The sequence below is a fragment of the Bradyrhizobium sp. KBS0727 genome (assembly GCF_005937885.2).
GTDB lineage: Bacteria > Pseudomonadota > Alphaproteobacteria > Rhizobiales > Xanthobacteraceae > Bradyrhizobium.
In genome coordinates this window covers 6,282,941-6,298,410 of the sequence record NZ_CP042176.1, presented here as the reverse complement: position 1 = coordinate 6,298,410, position 15,470 = coordinate 6,282,941, and the positions used below count along the sequence as shown (strand labels likewise).

The window sequence follows — 15,470 nt, the reverse complement described above, 5'->3', positions numbered from 1 at the left end:
CTAGAGTCTGATTCAGTCACGGCTCTCTCCAGTAAACGTTGCGTATGGCGGACTACGATCTGGCGATTATCGGTGGTGGTCTGAACGGCGTCAGCATTGCGCGCGACGCCGCCGGACGCGGTCTGCGCGTGATCCTGCTGGAGCAGGGCGATCTCGGCGCGGGCGCGTCCTCGGCCTCGCCTCGGCTGATCCATGGCGATCTGGCGGGGCTGGAACGCCGACGCTTTCTTCGTGTCCGCGCGGCGCTGGCCGAGCGCGATATCTGGCTTCGGACTGCGCCGCATCTGGTGCGCCCGATGCGCTTTGCCATCCCCGCCCATTCCGACGAACGCCCGGCCTGGCAGTTGCGGTCGTGGCTGTTGTTCTATGACCGGCTGGCCTCGCGCAACGGCCTGCCGGCCTCCGCCACTGTCGACGTTACCCATCATCCGGTCGGCAATGCGTTGAAGCGGCCGTTCGGCACCGCGTTCGAATATTCCGACTGTGTGGCGGACGATTCCCGGCTGGTGATCCTGAACGCGGTCGATGCGGCGGCGCGCGGCGCCGTGATCCGCACCGGCGCGCGCTGCACCCGGGCGGAACGGGGCGCCACATGGCGGTTGGTGGCGATCGATCGCGGCCATCGCCAGGTCGTGACCGCGCGCGCGCTCGTCAACGCAACCGGGGCCTGGACCGCGTCGGTGGCTGAGACCGTGTTGCGCCAGCCGCCGCCGAACGCGGGCAGCGTGCAGATGAGCCAGATCGTGGTTCGCCGGCTGTTCGACAGCGACAATGTCTATGTCTTCCAGAACAACGACGGCCGGCTGATTTTCGCCAGCCCCTATGAGCGAGACTTCACGCTGATCGGCACCGTGGGCCATGCCTTCAAGGGCGATCCGGCCATCGTGGCGACGTCGGCCGGCGACGTGGCCTATCTCTGCGACGCGGCGAACCGCTATTTTCGCGAGCGGATCGAGCCGGTCGACGTGGTGCGGACGGTTTCCGGCGTCAACATGGTGATGAACCCCACCAGCGAACGATCGCCGAGGGACGGCGATATGACGTTCGACCATGGACGCGGCAAGGCGCCGCTGATCACGGTCTTCGGCGGCGACGTCACGACTTCGCGCCGACGCGCGGAGAAGGCCGTCTCGAAGCTGACGCCGTTCTATCCGATGTCGGCACGCTGGACGGCGAAGACGGCGCTACCGGGCGGCGACTTTGCCTGGGGCCGCTTCGAGGACGAGGTCGACGCGGCGCGCGAGCGCTGGCGGTTTCTCGGTGAGGATCAGGCCCGCCGCCTGGTCGCGGCCTATGGCACCAACGTCAAGGCGGTGCTCGGCGACGCCAGGGAACGCGCCGACCTTGGCCCGGCCTTTGGCCCGGAACTGACGGGCGCCGAGGTGCGCTATCTCATGGCCAACGAATGGGCGCGTTTCCCCGATGATATCCTGTGGCGCCGCTCCAAGCTCGGCCTCACGATGCCGCCGGCGGATCGCGAGGCCCTAGCGGCCTTCATGGCGAAAGCCGCGTGAGTTTCATTACGTGCTTGCCTGTCGTGACCAGGCCTCATCCCGTGCGGACGGCCTGCGGTCGAGCCGCGCGGAAATGTGGCGGGCGGCCTTGTCGCCGCGGCCGGCGCGCAGGCACGCGACGATCAGCGTGTCTTCCCACAATTCGCGCTGGGCGTGGCTGCCGCCGATCCGGGCCAGTTCCGATATTGCGGGCTCGAGGCGCCGGATCGCATCTTCATTGTCGCCATCGGCGAATGCCTTGATGCCGCGGCACAGCTCGATGGCGCTGCGGCCCGGCGCCAGCCTGCCGGCTGCTTCGCGGTCCTCCAGTTGGGCCATGCGGGCGTCGAGGGCGTCGCTGCCGACCATCGCTCCGGCCAGCGCATAGTGAACGTCGGCGAAATGCGCACCGGCCTGCGGGAAATATTTCTCGCCATAGGCGGCCATGTCGCGCCAGTGCGGCTCCAGTCCGGTTTGTCCGGCCAGCGACAGCCGCCACAGCAGCGAGGCGCCGTCGGTGAAGATATTCAGCGGCGGATAGGGCCGGCCCGCCGGCTTGATATGTTGCTCGTAAATGGCGAGCGCGCCGCCGGTGTCGCCGCCGTCGAGCGCGGTCAGCGCGACGTGCCAGGCCAGATGGCCGTGCAGGAAACTCTGGCGCTCATGCGCCGGCATCCATTGCGACAGAAACTGGCGGCCGGCTTCCATGTCGCCCTGTTCGAACATCGCATGCGACAGGCCATGCGCGGCATTGGCATTGGCGGACCGCAGCGCCACCGCGCGTTCGCTCAAGGCCCGTCCCTCGCGGAGGTTTCCGGCTTCGGTATGCGACCAGCCGAGATAGCTGGTGAACCACCAATCCTCGCCGTAATGCGTAGCGTTGCGCGCGCAGATCGCGAGCTTGGCGGCGTCATGGTCGGCGCGGCCGGAGAAGGCATAGAGGCCGAAGGCGCCGAGCAGCAGCGACAGCACCAGCGCGTCGCGGGGATATTCCTCCAGATGAGCCTCGGCGCCGCTGACGGCGAGCTTCGGCTTGCCCTCGATCACCGCGGACATGATCTCGATATGGCCGATCTCGCGCGACGTCGCACCGGCGGCCAGTTCACGGGCGCGCGCGGCCATGGCGCGGGCTTCCCCGGCTTCCATGTTGAGCTGGTGCAGGCGGGCGCGCGCGATATGGGCCAGCGCGAAGCCGGGATCCTGCGCGATGGCGCGGTCGAAGGCGGCCTCGGCGCCGTGCCAGGCCGACAGCATGCAGTCCACGCCGTCGCGGTACCGCGCCGCGGCCCGGTCGGAGGTGGTCGTCAGCACCAGATCGTATCTGTCCCGGTTCATTTTTATTCCGCCGTCGCGAGGGTTGCGCCAAGCCTAGCAGAGACGTGACCGGCGGCATCTAAATTATTGTGGCGGCTTGCTGTAGCTGTGCATTGCGGCACGGATATCGGTCCCGCTCGTGAGCCACAATTGGGCTCCGGTGGTATCGCATTTGTTACGAAGGGCGAGGTTGACAAGTCGGCCCCCCGTCGCGTGTAGTCACGGCATGGGGAAGCGATCTCCCCACGAGGCGACATGCCGAAGAATCGCGTCCGGCTTTGAAAAATCAGCAAGGGCGCAGCATGTCATCGATCAACCCGAGCCTGTCCGATCCGTTTTCCCGTCCGACCGTGATGGCGGAAAGCCGGACGCTCGTCGATCTGTCGATGCGCGCGGCAGATGGCGACGGCGGTCACCTTCATTTCGATCAAGCTCAAGACCATGCTCACATCGTTGCGGGATCAACCCGTTAGCGAGCAACCGTTCCGCGCAGGGACAGTTTTGCACGATAGCCGGAGCGCGAGCGTCGACCCCAGGAGAATAGGTCATGACACGGGATATCGAACGTCGGGACTTCATCAAGAGCATCGGGCTGGTCGCAGGGATCACAGCGGCTTCGACGCTCAATCAACCATCCGCCGGTGCGCAGACCGCACCGCTACCGGGAGCAAGATCCATGGCCTATGAAATCAAGCCGTTTTCACTCGACCCGAAGTCGGTGAAGGGAATCTCCGAGAAGATTCTCGTCAGCCATTATGAAAACAACTATGTCGGCGCGGTGAAGCGTTTGAACGCCATCGCCACCCAGCTTGCGGAACTCGATTTCGCAAAGGCGCCGAATTTCCTGGTCAATGGCCTCAAGCGCGAAGAACTGGTCGCGATGAATTCAATGATTCTGCACGAGGCCTATTTTGACAGTCTGGGCGGTGGCGGTGCGGCGGGAGGCTCGCTGGCGGCGGCGATTGCGCGCGATTTCGGTAGTGTCGAACGCTGGCGCGCCGAATTCTCTGCGATGGGCAAAGCGGAGGGCGGCGGCTCCGGCTGGGTGCTGCTGTCCTATTCGCCGCATGACAAGCGGCTGATCAACCAATGGGCGGCGGATCACACCAATGCCATCGCCGGCGGCCGGCCGGTGATCGCGCTCGACATGTACGAACACGCCTATCATATGGATTACGGTGCCAAGGCGGGTGCCTACGTCGATGCTTTCATGGAGGCCATCAACTGGGACAACGCGGCCAAACTCTACGACCGCGTCAGCCGCGAGGGATGATCCCAATGCGGGCAATTCTCCATGCCGGCGTTACCTTGCTTGCAGCCCTGACCCTTGCGTCCGTCTCTGCCGCTGGGGATGCACGGGTGATACGGCTTGCCAGCCCGGAGGCCACCGTCGGTGCGCCGGCAGACACTTGCCGGCCGGCGCTGACTGGTCAGGGCGGACCCGTCGCGTGGCAGGTTCTGCTCGTGCACAACCGTGCGGCGCTCGCCGAGGCAAGCCGGGTGGCGGTGGACAACCGCTTTCCGATTTGCATCGTCGATGATGTGAAGGCGAGCGATGTCGAGCTTTCGGTATCGTTCACGCCGATCGCCGGAAAAATCGACCAGGCTGCCGGACTGATATTTCGCGTCAAGGACGCGCGCAATTACTACGTTGCCCGGGCCAACGCGCTCGAAAACAACGTCAACGTCTATCACGTCATCGACGGCGTCCGGCGGCAGATCGCCGGCGTCGATGCTTCCGTGCCGAATGGCAAGACCCAGCAGCTTACCGCACGGATCGAAGGAAACACGATCAAGGTGTCGCTCGATGGACGTTCGTTGATCGAAACGGTTGACCGTACGATCCAGGGGCCGGGCGCCGTCGGCCTCTGGACCAAGGCCGACAGCTTCACGGCATTCTATGAGCTGACAATTGCCGTGATCAGGGAATGACGGCGTAAGGATAAATGAGACGGCCTCGTCGACAACAGAAGAGGGGGAAACCATCATGCGCGTTGCTGCAATCATCATCATGGTATTGCTGGGGCTGTCCGGTTCGATCGGTGCGGCAAAGGCCCAGCAGGCCAGCAGTTGCAAGGCTTGCCGTGTCCAGCAGTCCGCCTGCATGAAGAATTATGCGGGACCGACGTGCAAGACCGAGTATCAAATCTGCATGAAATCCTGCAAACCAAAGTAACTCGCTCAGGACCTCGCCGCAGGCGCGATGGCCAGGTGCGCGCCTAGAAATCGAGCTTGTCGCGGATCGCGTCGATACCCGCCCTGGCGCAGGCTTCATCCGCGTCACCGCCGGGGGCACCTGAAACTCCAACGGCTCCCAGCAGCGAGCCGGCGGCCTCGACTGTCAAGCCACCCGCGATCATGATGGCGCCCGGCAGGTTGCGGATACCGGCCTGCATCATGCCGGGTTGGCTGATGGCGTTGAGTTCGGTTGTGCTGGTGCGGAACGTGGCCGCCGTCCACGCCTTGCCCGTCGCGGTTGATGCCGTGTGAGGACCCGCAAAGCGGTCGCGCAGCAGCACCTGCGTGACGCCGAAGCGGTCGACGACCGCCACCGAGACCTGGAAACCGCGCTTCCGGCAGTCCGCCAGCGATGCCCGTGCTAAATCGAGCGCGAGTTCGGGGCTCAACGATTTGTAGGTCACAATGGCTTCTTGGGCGGCTGCGGAGCCGGCGAGCAGGGAGATGATCGCCGTCGCAACCAGCAAAATCCGAGCAAGCATCCTGTTTCTCCAGCTCCGTCAAATCGTCGATGATCGCAAACATTCTGAAGCCTGCGAACCCTAGCAGAGACGTGACCGGCGGCATCCACAATATTGTGGCCGCGGCCGGCGAAGCGGTTGAGCGGATGCCGATCCGCCGCTAGCGTGCAGCGACGATGGGGCAGGCAGGGGATATGACCGAGGAATCGCCGGAAATCGACACGCCGAAAATCGAGGTGGCGGCGGCGCCGGTCAAGCCCGAGCCGCCGGCCGCGGCGATCGCCGACATGCCGCTGCTCCGTATCGAGGGGGTCGGCAAGAAGTTCGGCAATTTCCGCGCGGTGGACCGGCTCTCGCTCGATATCAGGGCCGGCGAGTTCTTCGCGCTGCTCGGCCCCAGCGGCTGCGGCAAGACCACGCTGCTTAGGATGCTCGCCGGCTTCGAGACGCCGGACGAGGGCCGCATCCTGCTCGAGGGCAAGGACATCGCGCCGGTCGCGCCGCATGAGCGCCCGGTCAACATGATGTTCCAGAATTACGCGCTGTTCCCCCATCTCAACGTGCGGGACAACATCGCGTTCGGCCTGAAACGCGCGGCGATGAGCCGGGACGAAATCGCCACCCGCGTCGCGGAAATGGTCGCGCTCGTCAAGCTGGAGGGGATGGAGAAGCGCAAGCCCGATCAGCTCTCCGGCGGCCAGAAGCAGCGCGTCGCGCTGGCGCGCTCATTGGCGCGACGTCCGCAGGTGCTGTTGCTCGACGAGCCGCTGGCGGCACTCGACAAGAAGCTGCGCGAGAGCACGCAGGCGGAATTGATGGAGCTGCAGCGCCGTCTTGGCACGACCTTCGTGATCGTCACTCACGACCAGGAAGAGGCGATGACGATGGCGAACCGGATCGGCGTCATGGATGCCGGCCGGCTTGAACAGGTCGCCACGCCGCGCGAACTCTACGAGGCGCCGCGTTCGCGCTGGGTCGCCGAGTTCGTCGGCGACGTCAACCTGTTCGACGGCGAGGTTACTTCGCGCGACCATAACCGTCTCAATGTCTCGACACGGGAGGCGGGAACGCTCGTCGTGGCTGAGCCGCGCCAGCCCGTCACCAAGGCCACGGTCTGCGTCGCGATCCGGCCCGAGAAGGTGAAATTGTCGCGCCGTGGCCCGGCGTCGGACGCGGCCAATTCGCATGCGATCAACCGGCTCGAAGGCGTCATCACCGATGTCGGCTATCTCGGCGGGCTCACGGTCTACAAGGTCAAGCTCGAGTCCGGCGCCATGGTGCGCTCGTCGATGGCCAATACCGCGCGGCTCGATTTCGATGCCTATAGCGCCGGCCAGCGCGTGGTGGCGTGGTTCACGCCCGACGATTGCGTGGTGCTGGAGCAATGAGCGGTCGCCGCATCTTCGCCCGCCCGGCGCGTTACGCCGCGATCGCGCCGTACGTCTGGATGGTGCTGTTCTTCCTGGTGCCGTTCGGCTTCGTGCTCAAGATCGGCCTGTCGCAGACCGCGATTGCGCAGCCGCCCTATCTGCCGCTGTTCGACCTCACGGAAGGCTGGGGCGCGACCAAGGCCGCGTTCGCACAGCTTTCGCTAGACAATTTCCGGCTGCTGCTCTCGGACAATCTCTACATCACCTCGTATCTGCGCAGCCTTGTCGTCGCGGTGACGTCGACCTTGATCCTGCTCCTGATCGGTTACCCCATCGCCTATGGCATGGCGCGGCTGCCGCGGCGCTGGCAGGGGATCGCGATGATGCTGGTGATCGTGCCGTTCTGGACCTCATTCCTGATCCGCATCTATGCCTGGATCAATATTTTGCAGCACGACGGCCTGCTCAATCAGATTCTACTGGCGCTGCATCTGGTGTCGGCGCCGGTGGTGTGGCTGTCGACCGACAGCGCGATGTATCTCGGCATCGTCTATTCGTATCTGCCGTTCATGATCCTGCCGCTCTATGCGACGCTCGCCAAGCTTGATCCCGCGCTGCTGGAGGCAGCCGGCGATCTCGGCGCGTCGCCGCGGGCGGCATTCTGGCTGGTGACGTTTCCGCTGTCGCTGCCGGGCGTCGGCGCCGGCGTACTGCTGTGCTTCATCCCGATCGTTGGCGAGTTCGTGATCCCGGATCTGCTGGCGGGCTCCGGTTCGATGATGATCGGGCAGACGCTGTGGCTGGAATTCTTCACCAACAGGGACTGGCCGGTGGCCTCGGCGGTTGCGATAGCTTTGCTGATTCTGCTGGTGCCGCCGTTGCTGCTGTACGACCGGCTGCAGCGCCGCACGCTGGAGGGGGCGGGCTGATGGCGCGCCGGGTCAACCAGATCTCGCGATTCAACGTCACCTCGCTGGCGCTGGGGCTGGCGTTTCTGTACCTGCCGATCGTCATTCTCGTGATCTATTCCTTCAACGCCTCGCGGCTGGTCACGGTGTGGGGTGGCTGGTCGCTGCGCTGGTACCATGAATTCTTCAACGACCGCGCCATGCTGGACGCCGCCTGGATGAGCCTTCGCGTCGCGGCGGTATCGGCGACCGTTGCCACGCTGCTCGGTACGCTGGCGGCGGTGGGGCTGGTGCGCGGCGAGCGTTTTGGGGGACGTGCGCTGTTTTCCAGCATGCTGTATTCGCCGCTGGTGATGCCGGAAGTGATCTCCGGCCTGTCGCTGCTGCTGTTGTTCGTGGCGCTGAACGCCGAACGCGGGTTCTGGACCGTCACCATTGCCCACACCACGCTGACCATGTGCTTCGTCACCGTCGTGGTGCAGTCGAGGCTGGCCTCGCTCGATCGCAGTCTCGAGGAAGCCGCGATGGATCTCGGCTGCGCTCCGGTGCAGGCGTTTCTCGCCGTCACGCTGCCGCTGATCGTTCCGGCGATCGCCGCGGGCTGGATGCTGGCCTTCACGCTGTCGCTCGACGACGTCGTGATCGCGAGTTTTACGACCGGGCCGGGCTCGGCGACACTGCCGATCCGGATCTATTCCGAGGTGCGGCTCGGCGTAAAGCCCGAGATCAACGCGATCTGCACCATGGTGATCGCCTTCATCGCGGTGGTGATCGTGATGGCTTCGTTCGCTTCGAAGCTGTCGAGTTCGCAAGCCGAGAGTGCCGCGCCGCTGTGAGCCGTCATCACGACTTCACCGCGCCTGCGGTCAATCCGCCGACCATGTAGCGCTTGAAGGCGTAATAGATCGCAGCCGGCGGCAGCGCGTAGATGAAGCCGGTGGTCATCAGGAGTTCCCAGGGCGAGTCGTCGGCGGCGAGGAAGTTGCCCAGCGCGACGGGGAGCGTGATGTCGGTATCTTTCGAGAGCAGCAGGAACGCATAGAGATATTCGTTCCAGGCCAGCAGCAGCGCGTAGGTGCCGACCGCGACCAGCGACGGCATCATCAAGGGCACGTAGACCAGCCGGAACAACTGTAGCGTCGTGGCGCCGTCCATGGTGGCGGCTTCGTCGAGTTCGACCGGCAGCTTGTCGGAGGCCTGTTTCAGTACCCAGATCGCGTAAGGCGAGGCGATGGTGACCATCGCCAGAATCAGCGACCAGTGATTGTTGAGCAGGCCGTAAGTGCCCATGGTGCGGTACATCGGCACGGCGAGGAACGCCGCCGGAATGAAGTAGGTGAACAGCGCCATGTTCATCACGGTGCGGCCGCCGGGCACGCGCAACCGCGAGATCGAAAACGCCGCTGCGGTTGCGATCATCAGCGTCAGCGCGCCGGCGGACACCGCAATCACCAGCGAATTCCAGAACTGGATCCAGAAATCTCGCAGGAAGTAGTGCTCCTGGTAGAACACGATGTGGAAATTGTGCAGCGTCGGATGCGTCGGCCACAGCTTGCCGGAGAACGCGTCTTCCTTCGGCGAGATCGCGAACAGGAACATGTGATAGATCGGCACCATGGTCCAGATGAACACGGGAATGCCGATCAGCAGCAGGCGCGCTTCGGTTCCGACTTCCCTGAGCGTTGGCAGCTTCATCGCGACAACCGTTTCATCATGAAATACATCAGCGGCAGCACGAACGGCAGCGCGCAGACAATCGAGGCCATCGCGAGGCTGAGCTGGTCGAGTCGGAGATAGCGGATGCCGAGCGTCGCCAGCACATGGGTGAGATCGGCCGGGCCGCCGCCGGTCAACAGGTACACGCTGTTGAAGTCGCCGAGCGTCCAGATCATCGAGAGCAGCGTGCAGGTGATGTAGAGCATCTGCATCGACGGCCAGGTGATGAAGCGGAATTTCTGCCACCAGCTGGCGCCGTCGACTTCGGCGGCCTCGAACAGGTCGTGGGGGATGGCGAGCCGCCCGGTCAGCAGGATCAGCGTCCAGAACGGCAGCGACTTCCAGATGTGGACGCCGATCGCCATCGACAGCGCCACCGTCGGATCGTTCAGCCAGTTCGGGCCGTCCTCGCCGGTGAGTTTGAAGATCAGCGTGTTGATGACGCCCCATTCCGGGTTGAACATGAAGCGCACGGACAGGATGGTCGGGATCGACGGCACCGCCCAGGGCAGGATGAACAGCACCGATAGCCATTTGATCCAGGTGCGCTGCTGCGCGAAAAAGCCGGACAAAAACAGCGCCACCAGCATTTTGAAATTGATGCCGATGACCAGGAAGATCAGCGTGTTGATCGCGGCGCGCGCGAAGATCGGGTCGTGATAGAGCGCGACATAGCTGGCGGGATGCCGCGCCAGCCACAGCCCGTAGCCAACCGGATAGACCACGAAGGCCAGGAACACCAGCAGATACGGTGCCAGCAGTATGATGCCCCAGACCTGCGGCGTGGAGAGCCGCGCCGACAGCGGCGGGCCGGGTATCGCGTGGTCGGAAGAGAGTGTGATGGCCATGGTCGTACTCGTCGCTGTAATTCTTATACCTCGCCCCGCTTGCGGGGAGAGGTCGAAGCCGAAGGCTTCGGGTGAGGGGGTACAGGGCTCACCACGTGCGTCGCTCGTGGATAGAGCCCCTCACCCCAACCCTCTCCCCGCGAAGGGCGGGGAGAGGGAGAGTAAACTAGCCAGCGACCTGCTTGAGGCGGGCGATCAGTTCGTCGACGGCCTTGTCGACCGGAACCTTCTCGCTCACCACCCGGTTCATCGCCTTGGCCCAGACGTTCTCGTTGTTCAGGATAGTGAACTTCCAGTTCTTGGTGAAGTCGAACGGCGTGGTTCCGCCGGTGAACTGGGTATAGACCGCCTTGCGATGGCGGTCGGCCTGCCAGAACGGGCTCTGCTGACTGGCGGTCGTGACCGGGAACCAACGGCCGAGCGCGCCCTCGATATAGGGCCGCAGGTTATCTTCCTGCATCAGAAAGGCGACGAACTGCTTGCCTTCCGCCTTGTTCTTTGCGTTGGCGAAGATCAGCCCGGTCTTGACGTCGGAGCGGTACTTGATCGGCGTTCCGTCTGGCTTGTTGGGGAACGAGGCCGTGATGATGGTTTCCTCATACGCCTTCTTGCCGGCGGCGCGCTGTTCCGGGGTCAATGCCGGATTGTTGGCGTCGTCGAGCCACTTCGCCGCGATCGAGATCGTGAAATTGTGCGTCATCACGATGGTTCGGTTGTGGAACGCGACGTTGTTGTCCGGATCCTTCCAGGTGGTGGAGGAGGGCGGCGTGCAGCCGCGGACATAGGTGTCGGTGTAGTCCTTCAGCGCGCTGATCAGGTTGGCGCGCACCTTGGGATCGTCGACCAGCAGCTTGCCGTCGTCGTCGACCAGCTTGACGTTGTAGGCATCCATGAAGGTGTAGAACGACTGGAACGAGTCGGTGGATTCCACGCCCATCGGCTGGCCGACGGCATAAATGCGCTGGCCGGTGGCCTTGCGGATCGCGGGCTGCACCTTGTCGCACCAGAACGACCAGTAGTCTTCCCATTTGGTCGGGATGTCGCTCTGCTTGAAGCCGGCCTGTTCCAGCATGTCCTGCCAGATCTGGACGTGCATGCTCTGCTGCTTCAGCGGGAAGCCGTAATAGGCCTTCTTCTTGGTGACGTCGTTATAAAGCAGCGCGGTTTCGAGTGTGTTAGGCGCGAACGCGCCCTTCATCGGCAGCAGGATGTCGGAGAGGTCCTCGAGCTTGCCCTCATAGGCCCACTTGCCCTGGGCCTGCACGTCATAGCTGTCGGAATAGGCGACGTCGGGCACGGTCCCGGAATCCATCGCCGCCACCGTCTTCGGGATCATGTCCTGGATCGCGTATTGCGACAGTTCGACCTTGATGCCGGTCTTGGCCTCGAATTTCTTGATCGTCTCCAGCAGCGCGTCGTCCTCGGACTTGTAGAAGCCCTTGCCGAACCAGACGGTGATCGTCTTTTGCTGGGCGAACGCAGGCGCTGCGGCATACAATAGCCCGGCAGCGGCGATCGCGATTGAAAGCGCACCAATTCCCTTGGATCTCACGTTGTTCTCCCTCGATATGCCCCGATTTTTAACCGGTTGGATAAAAGATAGCGCAACCAAGCGGCGCGATCCAGATGGGGAATGGCCAACTTCTGTAGGGGGACAAGCAAATGGTTCAACCATTTTCGTATCGGCCAGTTGGCGTCCCCGAATACCGGGAGCGGGGCGGGCAAAATCAGGAAATCAGTCGCGGTGCGCAAACCAGAACATTGATCGATCGCAACCCAACGCCGCCGATTGCGGCTATCATGAATGCGCGGCTCAAAGGCCGCAGCGCTCGGTATCAATCGGGCGAGCGAACGAGCAAGCAGCGGAGGGACACATGACAGTTGCCCAGCAGGCTTTCATACTTACCGGCGAAATATTCGTCCTCTCGTTCGTGGCCATCTACGCGATCTGGCTTGCCGACAGGCTGCGGCGCAACTTCTTTCGCTAGGGCGATATCCATCAACTACTCCGGCGATAGCGATGGGTTTCGCAAAGAGCTCCACCCATCGCGCTAAGCGCTTCAATGCGTCCCGCGCGCGATGAATACCTGATAGAGGCTGGTCGCGATTTCGATCGCGATCAGCAGCACGACGATGATCTCGAGACGCAGCGAACGCCTTGTGTCGATGATATCAGCCAGGGTCTCCGCGGTATCGGCGATCACGGCCAGTTTCCGGTCGAGGGTTTCGACCCGCTCCTTCAATTCATACTCGTCTTCAAGCCGGGCATAGAGCCGTTCCAGGTCGGGCCGGTCCCACAGCGCGTCGGGCTTTTCCGCCACGGCGACGCGGCCGGACACCCTGTGCTGAACCAGCAAGGCGTTACCCACCAGCTTCAATATCTCGGTCCGGTTGCGACGGGTGCGGCCATGCGCGGCCAGTTCCGCGGCAAAGGGTTCGATCACGCCGAATACCCTGGTGACGTCACGCTCGTCACTGGCAAGTGCCACGCTCTTGGCCAACGCGTCGGCGACGAGGAGCAGTCGCGGTAACGACATGTCTCCAAGCGTGACCGGGCCGCCCGCGGAGATCTGGTCATCGGCGCCGCCGGCGATCTCGACGAAAGTACTCTCTTCCTCGGCAACGCTGAGCCTGCCTACGACGCGGGTCGATATCTTCCCGAGAAATGCGGACTCTTCTTCCGGCGTGAAGCCGATCAGGACGGCGACGCCGTAGCGAAACAGCACCGCAACGCCGTTCGCCCCACTTCGAACGGCCAGCGGCACCGCCGAGAGGATGTCGCCGTCATAGCTCGACGTGTTGATCCGGTCGCCGAGGTGAAGGGCGTGGACCGCAATGCGCCGTGCTGGTTGCGGGGACTTTTCCATTCAGGGAGCCGTCGTGCTGCCGGTGGCGAGCGAGCGCTGAACCACGATGGTATCGCACCAACGGCCGTGCCGAAAGGCGACACCCGGCAGCCTGCGGGTCTCCGAGGCTGGAAAACCTTTCAGATACCGAACGCGGCTCTCGCGCCTTATCGGTTCTGATTGAATCAGAACCGGGCTCTACTCTTTTGTTTTGACGCGTTTTCTTTACGCGAACCGGTGCCCACTTCGCTCGAAAACGCTATAGCCCGCTAATTCGACTTCCCGCCCTCCGCGGCAGCCGGTCTATCCGCCGGCGCGGCCGGCCGTGCCCCGCCACCCGTAATCCGTTCGATCACCGATTTCACGGCGTCGCGGGCCTTGGCGTCCTTGATCGAGTCGAGCAATTGCGCAGCCCCCGGCGAACGGCGGATCAGGCTTTCGGGATCGGGAAACACCAATGGATCGTCCCAGGGGCCCTGCACCACGAACGGCAGATCGAAGCCGGGCGGGGCATTCGGCGCCGAGGTCAGGCTGGCGACGCCCTTGAGGTCGTATTCGCGCGTCGGCACCGAAGCCGTGCCAGTCAGGGTCAGGCGCGCTGCCGGGCCTTCGACGCGGACGTCTTCGGCGGTGGCGACGCCATCGTTGAACTTCACCGAAACGGTGAGATTGTCATAGGGCGTCGAGCCGGAGCGGAAATTGCCGCTGCCGGACAGCGGCCGGCGCTCCAGCCGCTTCAGCAGTTGCTCGACGTTGAAGCCTGCGATCGCGCCGTCATGGCCGGTCAGCGTCGCGCTGCCGTCGATCGAGGAGGCGAGGCCGAACGGGCTCGCGCCCGATGCCACCAGCGAAACGCTGAGATTGCCGCGTCCGGACAGTTTGTTGATCCCGAACAATTCGCTGGCGCAGGCCTGCAGGTCGACATCGGTGAACTGGAACTGGGCCTTGACGTCGGCGACCGCGTCCGAGCGCGCAATCCCGAACGAGCCCTTGGCGATGCCGCCATAGACCTGCGCCTCGCCGACCGAGAGCGCCAGCGCTCCGCCACGCAGATTGGCGCCGAACGCGGTGCGGCCGAGCCTGGTCGGGCCGACCGTGACCTTGGCTGCCGACAGGCGCATGTCGAGGTCGGTAGAGGACAGCGCGTTGAGGTCGAAGAGCTGCCGGTTCCAGTCGCGGGCGCCGCTGGCGAGCAGGCGGAAGGTCGAGATATACGGCGTGAAATCGAGCGCGCCGGCGGCGAGCGTCGCCTGCAGCGTCTGGCGGCCGTTATTGGCCACCGTCATGACGCCTTCGGCGACGTTGCCGTCGAGTTCGACGTTGACGTTGGTCAGGGCGACCGCGGCGCCGACGACATTGGCGCGGGCCTTCAGCGCAAAACGGCCGAACCCGCCGCCGCCGGGCACCGACTGTCCCATCCAGCGCAGCGCATTGCGCAACGACAGGCTGTCGATGGTGACGGTGCCTTCCATCATCAGGCTGGTGCGATTGGCGACGGTGCCGTCGAAGGCGAGTTTCAGTGGCGCCGAGGCCAGCCGCGCCTTCAGGCCGGAGCGGTCGCCCGACAGCATCGCGACGAAGTCGCCGGCGCTGATCGAGCCGTCGACGCGTTCGCCGCGCCAGTCGAATTGTCCGGTCGCGGCAAAGGAGCGCGAGATCGACGGCCAGGCCAGCGACAGGTCGATATCGCCGAGCACTTCCGAGACGTGGTTGGTGGCGTCCTCATAGTTGAGCACGCCGTCCTGGATCCGGATTTCCGAGAACGACACCTGGTTCTCGGCGCCGGGCTTCATGGCGCGCGCGATGGTCTCGACGAACGGCGTCCAGTTGCTCTCGCCATTGCCGTCCCTGATGACGTGGATCAGCGGCCGCAACATCATGACGTCGGCGATTTCGAAGCGCCTCAGCAACAGCGGCAGCAACCGCAAATTCGCGGTCAGCACGTCGACCCGCAGCGCCGGGTCGGTGGTGCCGCCGCCCTTCAGCCCGACGTCATGGAAGGAGACATAACTGCCGGGAAATACCGAGACGTCGATCGAGCCGTTGATGACGAGGTCGAGCCCGGTGACGGCGCGGATCTGCGCCTCGACCGCCTCGCGCAACGCGTCCCGGTTGAGGAACCACGACGTCCCGATCAGGCCGATCAGGGCCACGCCGAGCAACGCCGCAATCGGCATCGCGAGGCGCTTCATTCCTTGGGCCATCGTCAATGACATATCCGGGTCTGGCTAAACCGAAGTGGGGCTTGCGGTATTGAGGTCTAGGTTGATTGCGGC

General features: G+C 64.1%; 15 protein-coding genes. 8 read left to right on the top strand and 7 right to left on the bottom strand.

Annotation, left to right across the window (positions count from 1 at the left end):
- Positions 1-44: 44 nt before the first annotated feature.
- The gene (locus FFI89_RS29420) at positions 45-1,514 is read left to right on the top strand and encodes a glycerol-3-phosphate dehydrogenase (RefSeq protein WP_138831002.1); all 1,470 of its coding nucleotides are present in this window, start codon (positions 45-47) and stop codon (positions 1,512-1,514) included.
- 6 nt (positions 1,515-1,520) lie between these two features.
- On the opposite strand, the gene FFI89_RS29415 is transcribed toward FFI89_RS29420, so the two are convergent.
- Positions 1,521-2,828, bottom strand: a complete 1,308-nt coding sequence (locus FFI89_RS29415) for a tetratricopeptide repeat protein (protein ID WP_210249040.1) — start codon at positions 2,826-2,828, stop codon at positions 1,521-1,523.
- Positions 2,829-3,109: 281 nt separating this feature from the next.
- Between FFI89_RS29415 and FFI89_RS34625 the strand changes: the two genes are divergently transcribed.
- From FFI89_RS34625 to FFI89_RS29400, 4 genes are all read left to right on the top strand, one after another.
- Positions 3,110-3,280, top strand: coding sequence for a hypothetical protein (locus tag FFI89_RS34625; RefSeq protein WP_168213096.1), 171 nt, complete (start codon positions 3,110-3,112; stop codon positions 3,278-3,280).
- A 203-nt stretch (positions 3,281-3,483) separates the two neighbouring features.
- Complete coding sequence (locus FFI89_RS29410) at positions 3,484-4,080, top strand: superoxide dismutase (RefSeq protein WP_138835825.1); 597 nt, start codon at positions 3,484-3,486, stop codon at positions 4,078-4,080.
- A 5-nt stretch (positions 4,081-4,085) separates the two neighbouring features.
- Positions 4,086-4,739, top strand: a complete 654-nt coding sequence (locus FFI89_RS29405) for a hypothetical protein (RefSeq protein WP_138831001.1) — start codon at positions 4,086-4,088, stop codon at positions 4,737-4,739.
- A 55-nt stretch (positions 4,740-4,794) separates the two neighbouring features.
- Entirely contained in the window at positions 4,795-4,983 is a 189-nt protein-coding gene (locus FFI89_RS29400) for a hypothetical protein (protein ID WP_138831000.1), read from the top strand.
- 43 nt (positions 4,984-5,026) lie between these two features.
- Here FFI89_RS29400 and FFI89_RS29395 read toward each other — a convergent pair whose 3' ends face one another.
- Positions 5,027-5,527 carry a heme-binding protein gene (locus FFI89_RS29395; RefSeq protein ID WP_138830999.1) on the bottom strand — a complete coding sequence of 167 codons (501 nt, stop codon included), beginning with the start codon at positions 5,525-5,527 and terminating at the stop codon, positions 5,027-5,029.
- A 173-nt stretch (positions 5,528-5,700) separates the two neighbouring features.
- Between FFI89_RS29395 and FFI89_RS29390 the strand changes: the two genes are divergently transcribed.
- From FFI89_RS29390 to FFI89_RS29380, 3 genes are read left to right on the top strand one after another with little or no spacing between them, the layout of a single operon-like run.
- Positions 5,701-6,894, top strand: a complete 1,194-nt coding sequence (locus tag FFI89_RS29390; protein WP_371721978.1) for an ABC transporter ATP-binding protein — start codon at positions 5,701-5,703, stop codon at positions 6,892-6,894.
- Positions 6,891-7,805, top strand: a complete 915-nt coding sequence (locus FFI89_RS29385) for an ABC transporter permease (RefSeq protein ID WP_138830998.1) — start codon at positions 6,891-6,893, stop codon at positions 7,803-7,805. Before FFI89_RS29390 ends, FFI89_RS29385 begins: the two co-directional genes overlap by 4 nt.
- A complete protein-coding gene (locus tag FFI89_RS29380; RefSeq protein WP_138830997.1) occupies positions 7,805-8,620 on the top strand; it encodes an ABC transporter permease in 816 nt (271 codons plus the stop codon). Before FFI89_RS29385 ends, FFI89_RS29380 begins: the two co-directional genes overlap by 1 nt.
- Before the next feature lie 7 nt (positions 8,621-8,627).
- Here the strand turns inward: FFI89_RS29380 and FFI89_RS29375 are convergent, their stop codons facing one another.
- The 5 genes from FFI89_RS29375 to FFI89_RS29350 form a co-directional block, all read right to left on the bottom strand.
- Complete coding sequence (locus FFI89_RS29375; protein ID WP_138830996.1) at positions 8,628-9,479, bottom strand: carbohydrate ABC transporter permease; 852 nt, start codon at positions 9,477-9,479, stop codon at positions 8,628-8,630.
- Positions 9,476-10,348 carry a carbohydrate ABC transporter permease gene (locus FFI89_RS29370; protein WP_138830995.1) on the bottom strand — a complete coding sequence of 291 codons (873 nt, stop codon included), beginning with the start codon at positions 10,346-10,348 and terminating at the stop codon, positions 9,476-9,478. Before FFI89_RS29370 ends, FFI89_RS29375 begins: the two co-directional genes overlap by 4 nt.
- A gap of 166 nt (positions 10,349-10,514) precedes the next feature.
- Positions 10,515-11,900, bottom strand: coding sequence for an ABC transporter substrate-binding protein (locus tag FFI89_RS29365; protein WP_138830994.1), 1,386 nt, complete (start codon positions 11,898-11,900; stop codon positions 10,515-10,517).
- Between the two features lie 508 nt (positions 11,901-12,408).
- The gene (locus FFI89_RS29360; RefSeq protein WP_138830993.1) at positions 12,409-13,215 is read right to left on the bottom strand and encodes an RMD1 family protein; all 807 of its coding nucleotides are present in this window, start codon (positions 13,213-13,215) and stop codon (positions 12,409-12,411) included.
- 248 nt (positions 13,216-13,463) lie between these two features.
- Positions 13,464-15,398 (bottom strand): AsmA family protein, encoded by a 1,935-nt coding sequence (locus FFI89_RS29350; RefSeq protein ID WP_138835821.1) that lies wholly within the window; start codon positions 15,396-15,398, stop codon positions 13,464-13,466.
- Positions 15,399-15,470: the final 72 nt, after the last annotated feature.

Coding starts and splice junctions, on each gene's coding strand:
- FFI89_RS29420 (WP_138831002.1), top strand. CDS start 45: ATGGCGGACTACGATCTGGCGATTATCGGTGGTGGTCTGAACGGCGTC.
- FFI89_RS29415 (WP_210249040.1), bottom strand. CDS start 2,828: ATGAACCGGGACAGATACGATCTGGTGCTGACGACCACCTCCGACCGG.
- FFI89_RS34625 (WP_168213096.1), top strand. CDS start 3,110: ATGTCATCGATCAACCCGAGCCTGTCCGATCCGTTTTCCCGTCCGACC.
- FFI89_RS29410 (WP_138835825.1), top strand. CDS start 3,484: ATGGCCTATGAAATCAAGCCGTTTTCACTCGACCCGAAGTCGGTGAAG.
- FFI89_RS29405 (WP_138831001.1), top strand. CDS start 4,086: ATGCGGGCAATTCTCCATGCCGGCGTTACCTTGCTTGCAGCCCTGACC.
- FFI89_RS29400 (WP_138831000.1), top strand. CDS start 4,795: ATGCGCGTTGCTGCAATCATCATCATGGTATTGCTGGGGCTGTCCGGT.
- FFI89_RS29395 (WP_138830999.1), bottom strand. CDS start 5,527: ATGCTTGCTCGGATTTTGCTGGTTGCGACGGCGATCATCTCCCTGCTC.
- FFI89_RS29390 (WP_371721978.1), top strand. CDS start 5,701: ATGACCGAGGAATCGCCGGAAATCGACACGCCGAAAATCGAGGTGGCG.
- FFI89_RS29385 (WP_138830998.1), top strand. CDS start 6,891: ATGAGCGGTCGCCGCATCTTCGCCCGCCCGGCGCGTTACGCCGCGATC.
- FFI89_RS29380 (WP_138830997.1), top strand. CDS start 7,805: ATGGCGCGCCGGGTCAACCAGATCTCGCGATTCAACGTCACCTCGCTG.
- FFI89_RS29375 (WP_138830996.1), bottom strand. CDS start 9,479: ATGAAGCTGCCAACGCTCAGGGAAGTCGGAACCGAAGCGCGCCTGCTG.
- FFI89_RS29370 (WP_138830995.1), bottom strand. CDS start 10,348: ATGGCCATCACACTCTCTTCCGACCACGCGATACCCGGCCCGCCGCTG.
- FFI89_RS29360 (WP_138830993.1), bottom strand. CDS start 13,215: ATGGAAAAGTCCCCGCAACCAGCACGGCGCATTGCGGTCCACGCCCTT.
- FFI89_RS29350 (WP_138835821.1), bottom strand. CDS start 15,398: ATGGCCCAAGGAATGAAGCGCCTCGCGATGCCGATTGCGGCGTTGCTC.